This window comes from Streptomyces malaysiensis subsp. malaysiensis (assembly GCF_040653035.1).
In the GTDB taxonomy this organism is placed as follows: Bacteria; Actinomycetota; Actinomycetes; order Streptomycetales; family Streptomycetaceae; genus Streptomyces; species Streptomyces malaysiensis.
This window is the reverse complement of sequence record NZ_JBEZNG010000037.1, coordinates 50,959-65,468: the sequence shown is the minus strand read 5'-3', so window position 1 is coordinate 65,468 and position 14,510 is coordinate 50,959. Positions and strand designations below refer to the sequence as shown.

At 67.7% G+C, this 14,510-nt stretch carries 16 protein-coding genes and 1 pseudogene; 11 read left to right on the top strand and 6 right to left on the bottom strand.

The genetic code is table 11. From position 1 onward, the window contains the following. Positions 1 to 248: 248 nt before the first annotated feature. From AB0E24_RS41165 to AB0E24_RS41145, 5 genes and pseudogenes are all read right to left on the bottom strand, one after another. Positions 249 to 704 carry a transposase family protein gene (locus tag AB0E24_RS41165; protein ID WP_359384825.1) on the bottom strand — a complete coding sequence of 152 codons (456 nt, stop codon included), beginning with the start codon at positions 702 to 704 and terminating at the stop codon, positions 249 to 251. Between the two features lie 27 nt (positions 705 to 731). Beyond that, positions 732 to 866, bottom strand: coding sequence for a hypothetical protein (locus AB0E24_RS41160; protein WP_359384823.1), 135 nt, complete (start codon positions 864 to 866; stop codon positions 732 to 734). Between the two features lie 72 nt (positions 867 to 938). After that, the gene (locus tag AB0E24_RS41155; RefSeq protein ID WP_359384821.1) at positions 939 to 1,394 is read right to left on the bottom strand and encodes a hypothetical protein; all 456 of its coding nucleotides are present in this window, start codon (positions 1,392 to 1,394) and stop codon (positions 939 to 941) included. Between the two features lie 75 nt (positions 1,395 to 1,469). Next, positions 1,470 to 2,051 carry a phosphotransferase gene (locus tag AB0E24_RS41150; protein ID WP_359384819.1) on the bottom strand — a complete coding sequence of 194 codons (582 nt, stop codon included), beginning with the start codon at positions 2,049 to 2,051 and terminating at the stop codon, positions 1,470 to 1,472. A gap of 961 nt (positions 2,052 to 3,012) precedes the next feature. Further along, a pseudogene (locus AB0E24_RS41145) lies at positions 3,013 to 4,002 on the bottom strand (helix-turn-helix transcriptional regulator). 93 nt (positions 4,003 to 4,095) lie between these two features. On the opposite strand from AB0E24_RS41145, the gene AB0E24_RS41140 reads away from it, so the two are divergent. Continuing rightward, positions 4,096 to 4,494, top strand: a complete 399-nt coding sequence (locus AB0E24_RS41140; protein ID WP_102935801.1) for a VOC family protein — start codon at positions 4,096 to 4,098, stop codon at positions 4,492 to 4,494. Positions 4,495 to 4,670: 176 nt separating this feature from the next. On the opposite strand, the gene AB0E24_RS41135 is transcribed toward AB0E24_RS41140, so the two are convergent. Then, entirely contained in the window at positions 4,671 to 5,468 is a 798-nt protein-coding gene (locus AB0E24_RS41135) for a TetR/AcrR family transcriptional regulator (RefSeq protein WP_359384817.1), read from the bottom strand. A gap of 532 nt (positions 5,469 to 6,000) precedes the next feature. Here AB0E24_RS41135 and AB0E24_RS41130 point away from each other — a divergent pair. The 10 genes from AB0E24_RS41130 to AB0E24_RS41085 all read left to right on the top strand — a co-directional run bounded on the left by AB0E24_RS41130 (position 6,001) and on the right by AB0E24_RS41085 (position 14,500). Next, positions 6,001 to 6,417 carry a Dabb family protein gene (locus AB0E24_RS41130; RefSeq protein WP_100804631.1) on the top strand — a complete coding sequence of 139 codons (417 nt, stop codon included), beginning with the start codon at positions 6,001 to 6,003 and terminating at the stop codon, positions 6,415 to 6,417. Positions 6,418 to 6,630: 213 nt separating this feature from the next. Continuing rightward, positions 6,631 to 7,674, top strand: a complete 1,044-nt coding sequence (locus AB0E24_RS41125; RefSeq protein ID WP_359384814.1) for a medium chain dehydrogenase/reductase family protein — start codon at positions 6,631 to 6,633, stop codon at positions 7,672 to 7,674. 103 nt (positions 7,675 to 7,777) lie between these two features. Then, positions 7,778 to 8,392, top strand: a complete 615-nt coding sequence (locus AB0E24_RS41120) for an ABC transporter permease (RefSeq protein ID WP_359384813.1) — start codon at positions 7,778 to 7,780, stop codon at positions 8,390 to 8,392. A 68-nt stretch (positions 8,393 to 8,460) separates the two neighbouring features. Further along, entirely contained in the window at positions 8,461 to 9,327 is an 867-nt protein-coding gene (locus AB0E24_RS41115; RefSeq protein WP_359384811.1) for an alpha/beta fold hydrolase, read from the top strand. Between the two features lie 363 nt (positions 9,328 to 9,690). Continuing rightward, on the top strand, positions 9,691 to 10,473 hold the full coding sequence (locus AB0E24_RS41110) for a class I SAM-dependent methyltransferase (RefSeq protein ID WP_359384809.1): 783 nt from the start codon (positions 9,691 to 9,693) through the stop codon (positions 10,471 to 10,473). A 13-nt stretch (positions 10,474 to 10,486) separates the two neighbouring features. Further along, positions 10,487 to 11,200, top strand: a complete 714-nt coding sequence (locus AB0E24_RS41105) for a 7-carboxy-7-deazaguanine synthase QueE (RefSeq protein WP_359384807.1) — start codon at positions 10,487 to 10,489, stop codon at positions 11,198 to 11,200. Positions 11,201 to 11,237: 37 nt separating this feature from the next. Beyond that, positions 11,238 to 11,600, top strand: a complete 363-nt coding sequence (locus AB0E24_RS41100; protein ID WP_359384805.1) for a 6-pyruvoyl trahydropterin synthase family protein — start codon at positions 11,238 to 11,240, stop codon at positions 11,598 to 11,600. Between the two features lie 34 nt (positions 11,601 to 11,634). Then, positions 11,635 to 12,225 carry a GTP cyclohydrolase I gene (folE, locus tag AB0E24_RS41095; protein ID WP_359384804.1) on the top strand — a complete coding sequence of 197 codons (591 nt, stop codon included), beginning with the start codon at positions 11,635 to 11,637 and terminating at the stop codon, positions 12,223 to 12,225. Further along, positions 12,222 to 13,523 carry an MFS transporter gene (locus tag AB0E24_RS41090; protein ID WP_359384802.1) on the top strand — a complete coding sequence of 434 codons (1,302 nt, stop codon included), beginning with the start codon at positions 12,222 to 12,224 and terminating at the stop codon, positions 13,521 to 13,523. The genes folE and AB0E24_RS41090 overlap by 4 nt, the downstream gene beginning before the upstream one ends. Beyond that, positions 13,520 to 14,500, top strand: coding sequence for an aspartyl/asparaginyl beta-hydroxylase domain-containing protein (locus AB0E24_RS41085; protein WP_359384800.1), 981 nt, complete (start codon positions 13,520 to 13,522; stop codon positions 14,498 to 14,500). The genes AB0E24_RS41090 and AB0E24_RS41085 overlap by 4 nt, the downstream gene beginning before the upstream one ends. Positions 14,501 to 14,510: the final 10 nt, after the last annotated feature.

Sequence of the window (14,510 nt, the reverse complement as noted above, 5' to 3'; positions counted from 1 at the left end):
TGACCGCAGCCGTCCTCGGAGCCGGGTAGCGAAACCCTCAGCCCCGAGGACGGCGGACGTTCACCGGATCCCCCCAACGCATTCGCAGCTGCCCAGGAGCCGCTTTTTCTGATCAGTAGTGGGTGGTCCGGCCTGTGCTGATCAGCTTGTGGTGTGTCTGGGTCGGGGGGTGGGGGTGCGGCGTGCCGGAAGTGGTCGAGTTCCTGCCCCGGGTCATGGCACGAGTCCTGCGTGGAAGCCGGTGACGATCACGGGGTCGCGTACGTCGCTGTCCAGGCCGCGGAAGCCGAGTCCGCGAGGGCGCCGAGGCCGGCGGCGCGCAGGTGGGCCAGGACGTGGTCGTGGCGGGCGGCGGTGACGTCGTGCGTGTGGCCGGGCCGGGCGGCGGATATCCAGATCAGGCGGCCTTTCTCGTCGGTCAGAGGGAGGAAGTGCAGGCGGTGATGGTGGTGTTTGCCGGAGTAGTTCGGCCGGTCGGCCTTCCCGGTGCGGCGCTGGGTGGGGATGAGGGTGCCGTCGGCCAGGACCACCTCCCCGCCCCGCTTGGCGACTTTCTTCAGGGCGCGGTCCAGGCGCGGTGCCTGCGCGGCGAGCAGGGCGATCAGCTCGTCGCGCCAGCGGCGGACGGTCGCCGCAGAGACGTTGTTGCCGCCGGCTATGTCGGCCAGGCGCTGGTCGTGGCGCAGCACGGCCAGGACGATCACCGCGATCCGTCCGGGCGGCAGGATCCGTCACTTGGACCGTATCGCCTTCAGGTGACCTCGCAGCAGACCAGCGAGGTGGTTGACGGTCCGCATGGACAGCGGCAGACGGCACTGGTGGACAAGCGGGCAGGTGTCCTCGGCGTATTCTTCGGTTTTCGTCACGCAAATCCAACGGCCGTCGGAGGCACCGCGGTTACGCCCGTGGCGCACTGCTCCGGGCGATGGCGTCTCTGATCACAGGCGGGTGGTGAAGCGGCTGTCCGGCGGTTTGCGCGGCCAGCCACGATCAGCGAGTCTGACCAGCCTCCCCCGCAGCGGTTCCAGCTTGGCCCGCACGGTGACGTCGACTCCCAGTATCTCGCCGACCTGGCGGGCCATGACCGGTCCGGCGGTCTGCCACACGGCAGCCAGGATGGGCTGGTAGTCCGGCGGGAGCATGGTCTCCTCCACTTCCGGCATGCGGTGCGGGATCAGCATCACTGGTCGGCCGCCCACCTGCCCGGGTGCTGGCGCGGCCGAGGCGCGTTCGTCGGCGAGCTGCACGCTCACCCGGTCAAGGACACGTTCGGTGACGGCGAGTTCGTCTCGCTCGGCCCGCGCCTCCACCAGCTGTTTGACCAGTTGTTCTTCGAGTTCGTCCAGTTGCGCACGGCGCGCGGTGATCCATTCCAGCAGTTCGGGATCGAGCATGCGTCGGATGCTAGAAGGCCCTCCGACCGCCACGGGAAGGAACGAGCGGACCGACCGCGACCATTACCGACGCGCTCACCGCACTGAGCGTTCCAACGCAGCCCGATGATCGGAAACCCACCGGTAGGCCATCTGGACCTGCCTCACCGACCCTGCGTCACGGAGCCGGGCCATGGCGACGTCACCCCCATCGGCCTGGGCCTCGATGCCCCGCCAGCACCGGTCCTGCCACCACAAGATCGTGGACACGAGACGTTGCCGGTCCGACAACCCGTAGCCGTCGACGACCAGCCTCATGCGCCGGGCTACCTCCTCGACGTCGGTGACCGAAGGGCCCAGACCGAGGTACTGCCAGCAGACATGAGCGATGTCGTGGATCCGCGCGCCAGGCGCAGCAAGGTCCCAGTCAATGAACGCCGTCGGCCGAAGCTCGCCACTGCACAGCTGATAGACGGTGTTCTTGGGCGACAGGTCGTTGTGACACACAACCTCTTGGTCTCCGGCCAGCGGGGTGCCGGCAGTCAGGTCGTGGAATTCACGCACGAGCCGGGCGACCGTCACCAGACTCTCGTCGGATGACACGGCAGCGGGCTGGCGCGGCTCCCATGCCACATGGCCATCGAGGTAGCTCAGGACTTCACGGCCCTCGTCGTCCATACCGAGATACCGCGGAGCACCACTCCAGCCACTGGATTCGAACAACCTCAGCAGCTCACTCACGAACTTCGTGCGAGCCGAGGCTGGACGGCGCACCGTGTCTCCGACACGAACGACCGCATTGACGAAACCTCCGGGCAAGGACGACTCAGGCATCCGCCCACTCTGCCCCATCGCTACGTCCATCGATCAACAACTTGTCCGGCACTCGATCCGAGCGCGAGGCAACTTCGCCAGATGATCTACAGCTCAGACTGCCGCTCACGACCAGCGCGAGCACGCCGACAGACGAGCACACCAGCCCTTTGACCTGGGCTTTCAAGTTGGCGGAGGCTCAGTGCGGCGCGGCGTGGCCGGGAGCATCGGCCAACACGGGTGCGCAGCAACCTGCGCACCCGCCCGCCCGGCTGTGCGGCCGCGCGCTGCGCATCGCTTTGGAAGGATGCGCACCGTTGCCGCCCGTTGCCGCGCGGCTGCCGTGGGACGGGCCCGGGATGCGCGAGGCTCCGCGGTGGCGGACTCGAAGACGTCTTTCGGTGTTGCTGGCCTGCTGGCCGGAGGTAGCTGATGGCTTTGATGACCGAGTCTGTGGTCAGGGGGAGAGACCTCCGCTTGCGGTATGCCATGCGTCGGTCGTGGGAAAGTCGCTGCTGTCTGGTGAGCACCGCTGGCCCACGCGTGGTGGCCCGGCGCCTGGTGAGGTAACGCGCCCTCTGCCCGCCATTGCTCACGCTCCGGATGAGACCGGCGGACGTCCGTGCTGGTCTGCCGTGGTCAGTTCTCCAGGGGGTATGGCTGACCATCCGGCCGCAGGGGTCCGCGGTCCGGCCTGGGGCTGTTGGCCACGGGCGGCACGGCTCGGCCCGGCTGACGTGCTGGCGCAACGCCAGCCGGGGCCACACCTTCGGGATGGATGTGTCGGTTTGGCGACGTGCCGTCTCTTGACATCGGTTCCTCGCGGTCAGGCTCGGCGAGCGAAGGACGCAAGGCGATCGGCGAGCGCGGTGATGGGGTCGCGCAGTTCATCGGGGCGCTCGATGACGAACGGCCGGTCGAGTGCGGCGAGTGCCGGAAGCAACCAGCCGAGCCGCTCCACCGGCGGCTCGACGCGGAGCCAGCGCTCGGTCGCCCGGTCCTGGCCTGCCGCGGACTCGTGCTCCTCCAGACTCGCGGCGCCGACTGGCAGGCGGGCGCGGATCTGGTCGACTGTCCCGTGGATCCGCAAGGTCACCTCATACCGGTACTCGGCCGTGGCGAACCCTGACAACACGCGCTGTGCTGGGAGCGGGACCCACGGGTGTTTCGTATGAGCCGGGCAGGGCCCGCGCGTCAGCGATGCGATCGAGCCGGAAGGTCCGGTCCTCGCTGACCTGGTCGTCCTTGCCGGCGGCGTACCACCGGCCCGTATGGGCGACGATCCCGTACGCGTGCAGCGTGCGTTCGCCGCGCCGTCCGTCACGGTCGGTGTAGCGGATCGAGACCGGTCGGCGGTGGCGCACCGCATCGGCGGTGGTGAGCAGGACTTCGGCGTCCAGGGGTGTCGAACTGGCTAGCCTGTTCCGTGAAGGCGAGGGATTCCAGGAGTGTGTCGAGCCGTCGGGCGATGTGCTTGGGCAGCACCCGTCGGATCTTCGCCGGTGCCGTCTCGCTTGCCGTGTGCTGCGTTGTCGTCAACCCTGGTCGGCGCCCGGCGCCCAGGCCGAGCAGCACGGCCAGCGCCTCGTCGTCGCTGAGCATGAGCGGAGGCAAGCGGTACTCGGGGTGAGCCGGTACCCGCTGTAGCGGCCGCGCACCGTTTCCACGGGTACGTCCAGGTCGATGAGCTGGTCCACATACCGGCGCGCGGTGTGCCCTTCGACGCCGAGGCGGTCGGCGGGCTCGGCCACCGTCCGGTGTCGCCTGGCTGGATCAGTTCCAGGAGTGTCAGCACGTGGCCGGTGGGTCGGGGTATGTCCGCGGCCTGACGTGAATACAGGGCCGATTCTGTCCACTATTTCTCCTAGCCTGCGATGTGCACGCTTCCAGCACAGCCAAGGAGATTTCCATGGAGTTCGTCTCGATCCGCATCATCACCAGCGACGTAGCGCGCCTCGTCGAGTTCTACGAGCGGGCCACGGGGGCGCGGGCGACGTGGGCTACCGAGGACTTCGCCGAACTCAGGACCGCGGGCGCCACGCTCGCGATCGCCGGTACCCGCACCGTCCCGCTGTTCGCCCCGGGCTCTGCCCGCCCGGCGGACAACCACAGCGTGATCACCGAGTTCCTCGTTGACGACGTGGACCGCGTACACCAGAACCTGACCGGCTTCGTCACCGACTTCGTCACCGAGCCCACCACGATGCCCTGGGGCAACCGGTCGTTGCTGTTCCGCGACCCCGACGGTAACCTTGTCAACTTCTTCACTCCCGTCACCCCAGCCGCCATCGAAAAATTCGCACGCTGACACCCCGCACAGCAGCTCACCCGGGAGCCCTGAAATCCCAGGGCTCCCGATGAACGCGGCCACCGAGTCCAGGAGCGCCACCAGCAAGGGACACCGGAACCACCGCTGCCCCCGTTATGTTTTTCGCGGCCCTCTTGCAGGACCGCGAAAAACATAACGGGGGATCACCACACCTGTCAGGGGGAAGCAGGTCCTTGACGGTCACGGGTGCCGCGCTTGTCAACGGCGTCTTTGGGTGGCTGTCCGGTGGCCGGCAGGCGCTTGCGGATGTCCTGGTAAAGGCTCTGCATCTCCACGCGGAAGATCTCCTCCTGGTGGACGCCGATAAAGGAGGTGTGCCCGAACACCTCCAGTGAGACCAGCCCGTGCATACGGCCCCACGCGCCCAGGAACAGCGCCGTCGCGGAGGCCGGCAGCTCTCCCCGGCCGTCCGGAGTCAGTCCTTCCGTGAACTTCCTGAAGCCGACCGACAGCTCAGGCATGTCGGCCGCGGCGAACTGCTCCGCGGTGTACCCGTCGAACAGGGCACGCTCGAAGAGGCCGCTGATCCGGCGGACCGCCTGGGTGGTCGGGCCCTCGGCGGGGGCCGCGTAATGACGTAGCGGTGCGCCGTACAAGAGCTGGAACAGCTCGGGATGCTCGACGGCCCAGCGGCGGTAGCTCTCGGCGACCACCATCAAGCGCGGCACGGCCGGATCGTCCTCCACAGAGGCGACGGCCTCCTCCAGGGCATCGGCCAGATCCTCGTACGCCTTGGCGATGAGCGCCGTGACCAGAGCGTCCCGGCTCGGGAAGTAGTGGTACAGCGCCTGCACGGTCATGCCGAGGCTCTGGGCTATCGCGCGCAGTGACAGGGCGCCGGGCCCATGTTCGGTGATGTGCTGCTCAGCGGCGTTGACGATCTCCTGGACGGCGGCGGCCCGGCGCCGCTGCCGCAGGGACGGTATGGCCGTCGCGGGTTCCTCTGAAGGCATGCGACGACCGTACGACGATCACCTTCACATGTCATCAGGAGTATGTGCACCGTTCAAAAAATCTGACACCGCTCGAAAAACTTAATACTGCAACATCTTCTTTTGGATCGCTAGCGTCTTCAACGGCGACGGGCAGCGCGACACCGCCTTCCGGGTGTGACGCCCGTCGTCTCTCAGCATCGGCACGAACGCACATCCCCTTCGCGTCAGCCCGACTGCTTCGTTTCGCATAGGGGTCCAAAGGAGATCGGGCGTGTTTGAACGCATAGCGGCTTCGGTTCGCCATCCCCGGCCTCATCTGGCCTCTGCCCGAGCTCGCCCCACTCGTTCGGCGTGGCCGGTCCTCCAGCGGACCCATCACCGGGATCTTCCTCGGCCAGTCCCTCTCACAGCTGGTCGTCCAGACTCCGATCCATGCCCTCGGTGTCGCTGACTCCTTCACCTGGCCGGTATCGCGGTGGTTGCCGCCATGGCGACCACCGCCATCGGCCCGCGCAACCGCGGCGACACCATCACTGAAAGGACAAATTCGATGATTCACCACGGTATCCGTTTCTCCGTCAAGCCCGGAGTGCCGCAGGAGGATGTGGAGGCCGTCCTCAAGATCATGCGGGATGCCGCCGACTCGGTCCCGCTGCTCAAGTCGTTCGTCCTCGGCCGGGACTTCGGCGGAGAGTACGACTACGGCGCCGTCTCCGTCGTCGAGGATCTCGCGGCCTACGAGACGCTGATGAACCATCCGTCACACCTCGAGGTCGACCGGGTCGGCCTGCCGCTGGTCGACAAGTTCGTGTCGTTCGACATCTCCGACGACCCGGACCCGGAACTGGGCGCGAAGATCGCCGAGATCCACCGGCGCAGGTACGCCGGCAACCCCGAGGTCTCCGACCTGGTGTCCGATCTCGGCGAGTACAGCGGCAGCGCCGCGCCCGGCAAGCACGGGATCTGACCAACCACGGCGGCACCACGGCGGCAGCCCCGGCTCGATCGCGGAGCCTGGGCGCACGCCCGCCGAGGTGCCGCCATGGCACCGGCGTCGGGGGACATGGCGGAGTAACGACCCGCCCGCGCCGCGACATTCATCCGTATCGCTTTCGAGGCGGGCTGACTGCCCGCCCCACCTATGAAGTCGAGTCAACCAGTGAGTTCGAAGAGGTACCCGATGGCCAGCCCTGTCACCACCCTTGTCACCGAGATCGTGCTGCCCGGCCCGGTCGAGCCCGACGGCCTGGAGGTCAGGGTCCGTGAGCTCCAGGCCCCCGGCGAGGGGCAGGTCGTCCTGCGGATGGAGGCGTCCGGTGTGTCGTTCGCCGAGCAGCAGATGCGTCTGGCCAAGTACTACGACCAGCCGCCGTTCCCCTTCGTGCCCGGCTATGACGTGGTGGGCACGGTGGTGGCCACCGGTGCCGGTGTGGACCCGGCGCTGCGGGGGCGTCGGTTCGCCGCAGTGACCAAGATCGGCGGGTGGGCCAGCCACGTGTACGTGGAAGCCGGAGATCTGGTGCCGGTGCCGGAGGGGGTCGACGTGGCCGCCGCTGAGACCGTGCTCGTGAACGGTGCCACCGCCTGGCAGATGCTGCACCGCTCGGCCTCCGTCCGCACGGGCGGGACGGTCGTGGTGCTGGGTGCCAACGGCGGCGTGGGTTCCACCCTGGTGCAGTTGGCCCGGCACGCCGGGATCAGGGTGATCGGCACCGCCTCCGCCCGCCACCACGACGCGGTGCGGGAACTGGGAGCGATCCCCGTCGACTACCGCGACCCGAACATGTACGAGCAGATCCGCAAGCTGGTCCCCAAGGGGGTGGACGCGGTCTTCGACCACGTCGGCGGCCCCGGTCTCGTGCAGTCATGGCGGCTGCTGCGCAAGGGCGGAACCCTGGTCAACTACGGCGCGGCGGCGCAGAAGAACGAGCAGGGCAGCTCGCCACTGGGGTTCATCACGCTGTTCGCGCGCCTGCTCGCGTGGAACTACCTTCCCAACGGCAGGAGCGCACTGTTCTACAACTTCTGGGCGGGTCGGCGCCGTCTGGACTCCTTCCGCGCCCGACTGCGCGAGGACATCACCCAGGTGCTGCGGCTGGTCGCCGACGGCACGGTGAAACCGCAGATCGCCGCCCGGATCCCGCTCAGCCGCACCGCGGAAGCACTGGCGCTCGCCGAATCGCGCACCGTGCTGGGCAAAGTCGTCATCATCGCGGATGTCTGAGGGACACACACCGCGGTCACGCCCGCACAGCCCGGCCCTGACCGTACCTCCACGAGGTTCAGCCCACCCGCATCAGCACGTCGATTTTCTGGAAGTTCCCACCATGACCCTCAACGCCCCCACCACACCGGCCCCGGTCAGCGCCATCCCGCCCGGTGAGGTCGACAGCAGCGCCGCCTACACCAGCTTCACGCTCGCCTTCGTCATCGGCCACGGCGCGGCCGCGCTCTCCAAAGGCACCGACCCCGTGCTCACCCTGCCTGTCTGGCTGCCCCTCACCCTCTTCTTCACCGGTCTGGTGCCCGGTCTGGTGCTGAACCTGCGTGCGGTAAAACGCGCCCAACAGGGCGCGAGCGAATCCCGGCGACGCGCGGAGAAGCTCCTCGGAACCGCTTGGGCCACCGGATTCACCGCCCTGTTCCTGGCCGTCACCGGACTGTCCACCGCGACCGGCCAACCCGAACTCCAAAACGTGCTCTGGCCCGCGGGCTCTGGCCTGATCGTCGGCCTGATCAACATCGCCGAAGGCGCCGTACGCCGTAACACCCTGCACTACAACCTGGGCTCCTGGCTCGCCCTCATCTCGGCCGCCTCCCTCTTCCTCAACACCGCCGGTGTCTACGCCGTACTCGCCATCGCCGGGGGCGCCGGCTACGCGGTCGCCGCCACCCGCGAACCCCGCCGCCTCGCCGGGCTCAGCATCACAGCGGCCCGCTGACTCCCACGCACAGCGGACCCGTATGCGTCACCTGCCCGGGGCCGCGCCCTACGAATACGTGAGGAAGAATGAACAACTCCCTGCCTGTCGTCCTGGTGCACGGCTTCTGGCACGGCAGCTGGTGTTGGAACCCGGTGGCCGAGCAGTTGGCCGGCTGTGGGATCCCGTCGGTCGCGGTCGACCTCGACGGACACGGACTGCGCGGCCCCGCACCGCGCACCCGCTGGGCCCGGCCGTTCGACGCGGAGGCATTCGCCACCGAACCATCACCGGTCAGGACCGTCACCGCATCGTCCGCGGCGGCTTCCCTCGCCGACCGGATACGAACGATCGGCGCCGGTCGGCCATGTCTGGTGGTCGCGCACAGCATGGGGGGTGTCGTTGCCACCGCGCTGGCGGAACTCGCTCCGGAACTCGTTGGCGGGCTCGTCTATGTATCCGCGCTCGCACCGGTGAGCGGGGTGCCGGCGGCCTTCTACAGCACATGCCCCGAAAACGCCGGCGAGAAGTTGCTCCGACTGCTGGCGGCCGACCCCGCGGTGGTCGGCGCGGCGCGCATCGACTTCGACGACCCCGACAGGCACGACCAGATCAAGGACGCCTTCTACAACGACGTCGACGGCCGCACCGCGGATGCCGCGATCGCCCTGCTCAGTCCGGATGGTCCGGTAGGGATTCCCGGTGAGGAACTGACCGTCACCGCGCAGCGCTACGGCAACATCCCTCACTCGTACGTGACCTGTACCCGGGACAACGCCATCCCCCTGGCGCTGCAACACCGCTTCATCAAGGAGATCGACGCCGTGTCGGCCTCCCCGACCGCCGTTACCGAACTCGACTCCTCCCACTCACCCTTCTTGTCCCAGCCCGCCGCGCTCGCCGAAGCGATCGCCGGCAGCGTCCCCGACCTGACCTCCCTGCGGCGGACTCCGTAAACACCTTGGACAACGACGTCGTCCGACCGCCACCGATCAACAGGGCCCGGCCCGTCTCGCGGTGCGTCCGTCGTTGTCGACAGCACGTATCCGCCGGGAGCCCATCGCGGCCGCATGCTCGCGCTATCACCTCCCTATCCCGGCCTCAACCCCGCCGGAGATGTGCCGTGATTCCTTTGCGATAGGGCGACATCGGAGATTGGGTTCTGCCAAACCTCGGCGTCCCTTCGGGGGCAGCCCTCAAGGAGTGGTTCGAATGACAGCCGCAGATCATATCAGTGAATTCGCGCGGAACAGGAAGAAACCGGCTTGTGCACTGCCGGAGTTCTTTTCGGCCGTGGCTCACGGGAAGGCGCACGGCCGATGACGATGGACGCGGAGTTCTATTCGTGGGTGGCCCAGCGGTTCGGCGGATACTTCAGCGACGCGCAGAGCACCGATGTATTTCCCGACGGCCGCCCGGATGCCGTCTTCGACGAACTGGTGGCCGCACTGGGGGCCCCGCAGGCCCGGCTGCTGGATGTCGGCTGTGCCGACGGGCGCCGACTGCTGCGGAACTCTCCCGCGTACGGTGCCGTGACCGGCATCGATCTGTCGCCGTCGATGCTGGCGGTCGCCGAACGGTACCGGGAAGAGGCAGGTCTGTCGCACGTCATCTTCAAGCTGTGCGACGCGGCCCATACCGGCCTGCCCGACGGGTCCACCGACGTGGTCACCTCCCGCCGCGGCCCGCTGATCGCAGACGAGTTCGAGCGGGTGCTCCGCCCTGGTGGAGCCGTGGTGTACATGGGTATCGGGGAGCAGGACGCGCGGGAGCTGAAGGAGACGTTCGGCCGCGGTCAGGACTTCGGCAGCTGGAACGGTCAACCCCTGGCGGAGCGGGTTGCGCGGGATCTGTTCGACGCGGGCTTCGTCGTAGCGAGAAGTCAGGCGTTCAGGTTCGAGGAGTTCTACCACTCGCCCGGCGATCTGGGCACGTTTTTGCAGCAAGTGCCGATCCTCGAGGACTACGACCCGGCGGCCGACAAGGAAGCCTTCGAGCGATACGTCGCCGCGGCGACTGTGGATCAGTGCGTCCGGCTGCGTCGGCACTGGTTCATCGTGCAGGCGCAGAAGCCGGCGGCCGTCATTCCGTCCGACTCCTAGGAAGCGGTGCGCCATGGAGCAGGATCTCGTAGTCAACGAAATCTTCGGTCCGACCGTCCAGGGCGAAGGCCGGTCCATGGGACGCAGATGCGCGTTCCTGCGGCTCGGTGGGTGCAATCTGTCGTGCTCGTGGTGCGATACGCCCTACACATGGGACTGGACCGGAGCCAGTGACACCGGAGTCGCCCACGATCCGCGCAAGGAGTTGCACCGTCGCCCGGTCGACGACGTCCTCGCGGAACTGCTGGAATTCGATACCGACCTCATCGTGATCTCCGGCGGCGAGCCCCTGGGGCAGCAGGAGCGACTTGTTCCACTGGTGGCGGCACTGACCGCACACGGTAAAGAGATCGAAATCGAGACGAACGGGACGCATGCCGCGCACCCCGAACTCGTCGCCGCCGGCGTCCGGTTCAACGTCTCGCCGAAGCTGTCGCACTCGGGCGACACCCCGAAACGCAGGATCGTCCCCGCCGCACTCACCAGCCTCTCGGCACTGCCGAGCAGCACCTTTAAATTCGTCTGCCGGAACGATCACGATCTCGACGAGGTGGCCGAGCTGGTCGAGGCATTCGACCTGGCCTCGGTGTGGATCATGCCGATCGGGCGGACCGCCGACGACGTCACCAAACACATGGGCGAGCTGGCCGACACGGTGGTGGAGCGCGGCTGGAATCTGACGACCCGACTGCACACCTTGTTGTGGGACGACACACGCGGCGTATGAACAACAGCGCGCGCAAACAAGAACGGAACTCGGATCGATGACCTTTCGCATCACGAAGAAATTCGAATTCTCGGCCAGCCATCAGCTCGCCGGCCTCGCTCCCGATCACCAGTGTGCCCGCCTGCACGGACACAACTATGTGATCGAGCTGGAACTCGGAGCCGAGGACGCAGATCTGTTGCCCGTCGGCTTCGTTCGCGACTACGGAGACCTGTCGGCATTCAAGGTGTGGCTCGACAACCACCTGGACCATCAACATCTGAACGAGGTGATGGAAGACAATCCGACGGCCGAGCACATGGCCGCCTGGATCTACAGGACCTGGTCGATGGAGTTTCCCGAACTGACCGGCGTGCGTGTCTCGGAGACCCCCAAGACATGGGCCGAGTACCGCCCGTGACATCCATCATTCCGAAGCCAGAAGAGGTGACCGCATGACGGTGACAAAACTGGACCGTGTTGCTGCCCCGTCGGCGCCGACGACGACCGAGGACCCGCTGATCGGGCTCGCCCGCCAACTGCTGGAAGAGATCGGCGAGGACCCCGACCGCGACGGGCTGCGCGACACACCTGCGCGGTTCGCCCGCTGGTGGCGCGAGTTCATCAACTACGAGCCGGGTTCCCTCGGCACGCTCTTCGAGTCCATCGGCACGAGTCAGCTCGTCATCGTCTCGGACATCCAGGTCTGGTCGCTGTGCGAGCACCATCTACTGCCGTTCAACTGCTCCGTGACCATCGCCTACCGGCCGGCGGGGCAACTGCTCGGCCTGTCGAAGTTCGCGAGGGTCGCCCATCACTACGCCCACAGGTTGCAGGTGCAGGAGCGCCTGGTGGACCAGATCGCGCTGGAGATCAGCAACCTCAGCGGTACCCCGGACGTCGCGGTCATCGCGAAGGGTGAGCACCTCTGTATGTCGATGCGGGGCATCAAAGCTGCCGCGCAGATGACGTCGACCGCTCTGCGCGGGGAGTTCGGCACGAGCTCCGGGCTCCGGAGCGAGCTGTTCGACCTGCTCCGGACGTGACGAAGCCGCTGACTCCGGCAACGAAGACAGTGAGCGATCCATGGGCCGAGACAGATCCGCAGGACTCGGGAGCCCTTGAGGGCTACCGCGAACTCATCGCCGTGCCGGGCACCCGCGGGATCGCCGTGCTCTCGCTGCTGTCGAAGTTTCCCGCGGCGATGTTCTCGATCGCTGTCCTGCTGTTCGCGTCGCCCGAGTACTCAGCGTCCCGCGCGGCACTCGGCACGGGCACGATGCTGTTCACGAGCGCGATCTCCGGACCGTTGCGGGGCCGGCTGGTCGATCGCGGCAGGCGAGGTGCCGTGCTGGGGTGCTGCCTGGCGGGTTATCTCGTCGGCATGACGGGTCTGGTTCTGGCCGTGCTGGCGCACCTGCCGTTCGCCGTTTTCCTCGGTGCCGCCGCAGTCGCCGGCCTGTGCTTTCCGCCGGTCGGTGCCATGTTCCTGGCCTATTGGAACGCTGCCGCACCGACCGCCGCGAGCAGAGCATCCGCCAACGCCCTCGAATCGGCGCTGATCGACCTCGCACTCGTCACGGGGCCGCTGGTGGCGACGCTGCTCTCCACCGCGTTCTCGCCGGTCTGGGTGTTTGTCCTCAGCGGCGTCGAAATGGCCGTCGTTGTTGCGTTGCTCGGATCGCGTGGTCGCGCGATCACCAGATCGACCGATGGGCCGGGCGCGGACACCCGACGGCAGCGCATCCCGGCCCGGTTGTACTGGATCCGCGCGGCGTTGCTCTTCTTCTGCTGCGCTCTGGGTTCATTGGAGATCGCGCTGCCCATCCAGGCGCAGGCGAACGGCAGGAAGGCATGGAGCGGGCTCTATCTGACCGCACTGTCGATCGCCAGCATCGCCGGGGCCATGGGCTTCGGAGTTCTGCCCTCGGCGTTCCGCAGGCGGGTCACGACGCCGTGGCTGCTCGCGTCGTTCCTTGCCGGAACCGTCGCGGTGGCGATCGCCATGGCGTGGTCCCCTCTTGCCGCCCTCGCCGTCTGCCCGCTGGCCGGCATCGCGACCGGGGCAACCTTCTCCGCCTTGTTCGGCGCGGTCGCCGGCTCCGCACCGGCCCGTCGCGCCAACGAGGTCCAGAGCTGGGGCACGAGCATCGTCCCCGCCGGCTTCGCCCTCGGCACATCCACCGGAGCGTCGCTCGCCTCCGTACTGGGCCCACCCGCATTCGCCGTGGTCGCCGTACCGGCGCTCATCACCGCCATTTTCTGCATCCGGACGGGAGAGCTGCGTACAAGCGGTGCTCTTCACGACACACCTGCATCAGCCGACGTGGAAGGAAAACGATGAACACAAATGACTCCTCGACGCCCGCGGAAGCGGTGCGGCTGCTCCCCACGCTGGACGCCGACCGGCTGCTGGCCGACCTCATGACGGCCCGCGACCACCTGTGGGACGAGCAGAGCTCGTACACGAACGGGCGCGTGTCCAGGTGGGCGGAGCAGGACTGGCGCTGCCTCGCGGTGCGCAGCCCTGGCGGCGACAAGACACGTACCGACCCGGGCGGTCCGGGCAGTGTGGAGTTCGCCGACACCGAGTGGCTGGACCACATGCCCTACGTGCGCGAAACCCTGCGCTCGATCCCCGGCCCCCTCTACGCGGCCCGGTTCATGGACCTCGGCCCCAACGTGATCGGCTACCCACACTCCGACCCCAAGTTCGCCCCGGACTGGGGGATGGCCCGGCTGCACATGCCGGTCATCACCCAGAAAGAGGCGTTCCTGGACCTCGACGGAGCCATCCACCGCTGGCAGCCCGGTGAGTTCTGGTTCGGCGACTTCAGCCGCAAGCACCAGATCCAGAACGTCGGTACCGACCACCGGGTCCATCTCGTCGTGGACGTGCTGGCCACCCCGGAACTCGCGAAGCTGTTCCCGGCGGGGTGGGCCGACTACTTCAACGGTTCGGACGTGCTCTACAACCGTCCGGCCGTGGCTACGACCGAAGCGGAGCGCAAAGCCGCGCGGTGTTCATTCGAGGCCCCGGAGCACCTGCTGGAGATCGAGGTGTTCGGGTCGCTCACCGGCCCGCAGCCGCAGACCTCGTTCAGCATCGAGGACACCAGCAGGGGCCTTGCCGTCCGCTCTCCTCAGGACCACCTCTTCCCGCTGGAGGCCATCGGCCCCCATGAGTACCGCCTGGTCGGCTGGAGCGACGAGCGCACCATCACCACGAAGCTGGACGGCGCGCGGCCCGAGGTCGAGCTGACCTACCGCAAGGGCCACCGAACGGACCAGCTGACCGTCCCGGCCACGCCGGCGGCGTGACGGCAGCCCC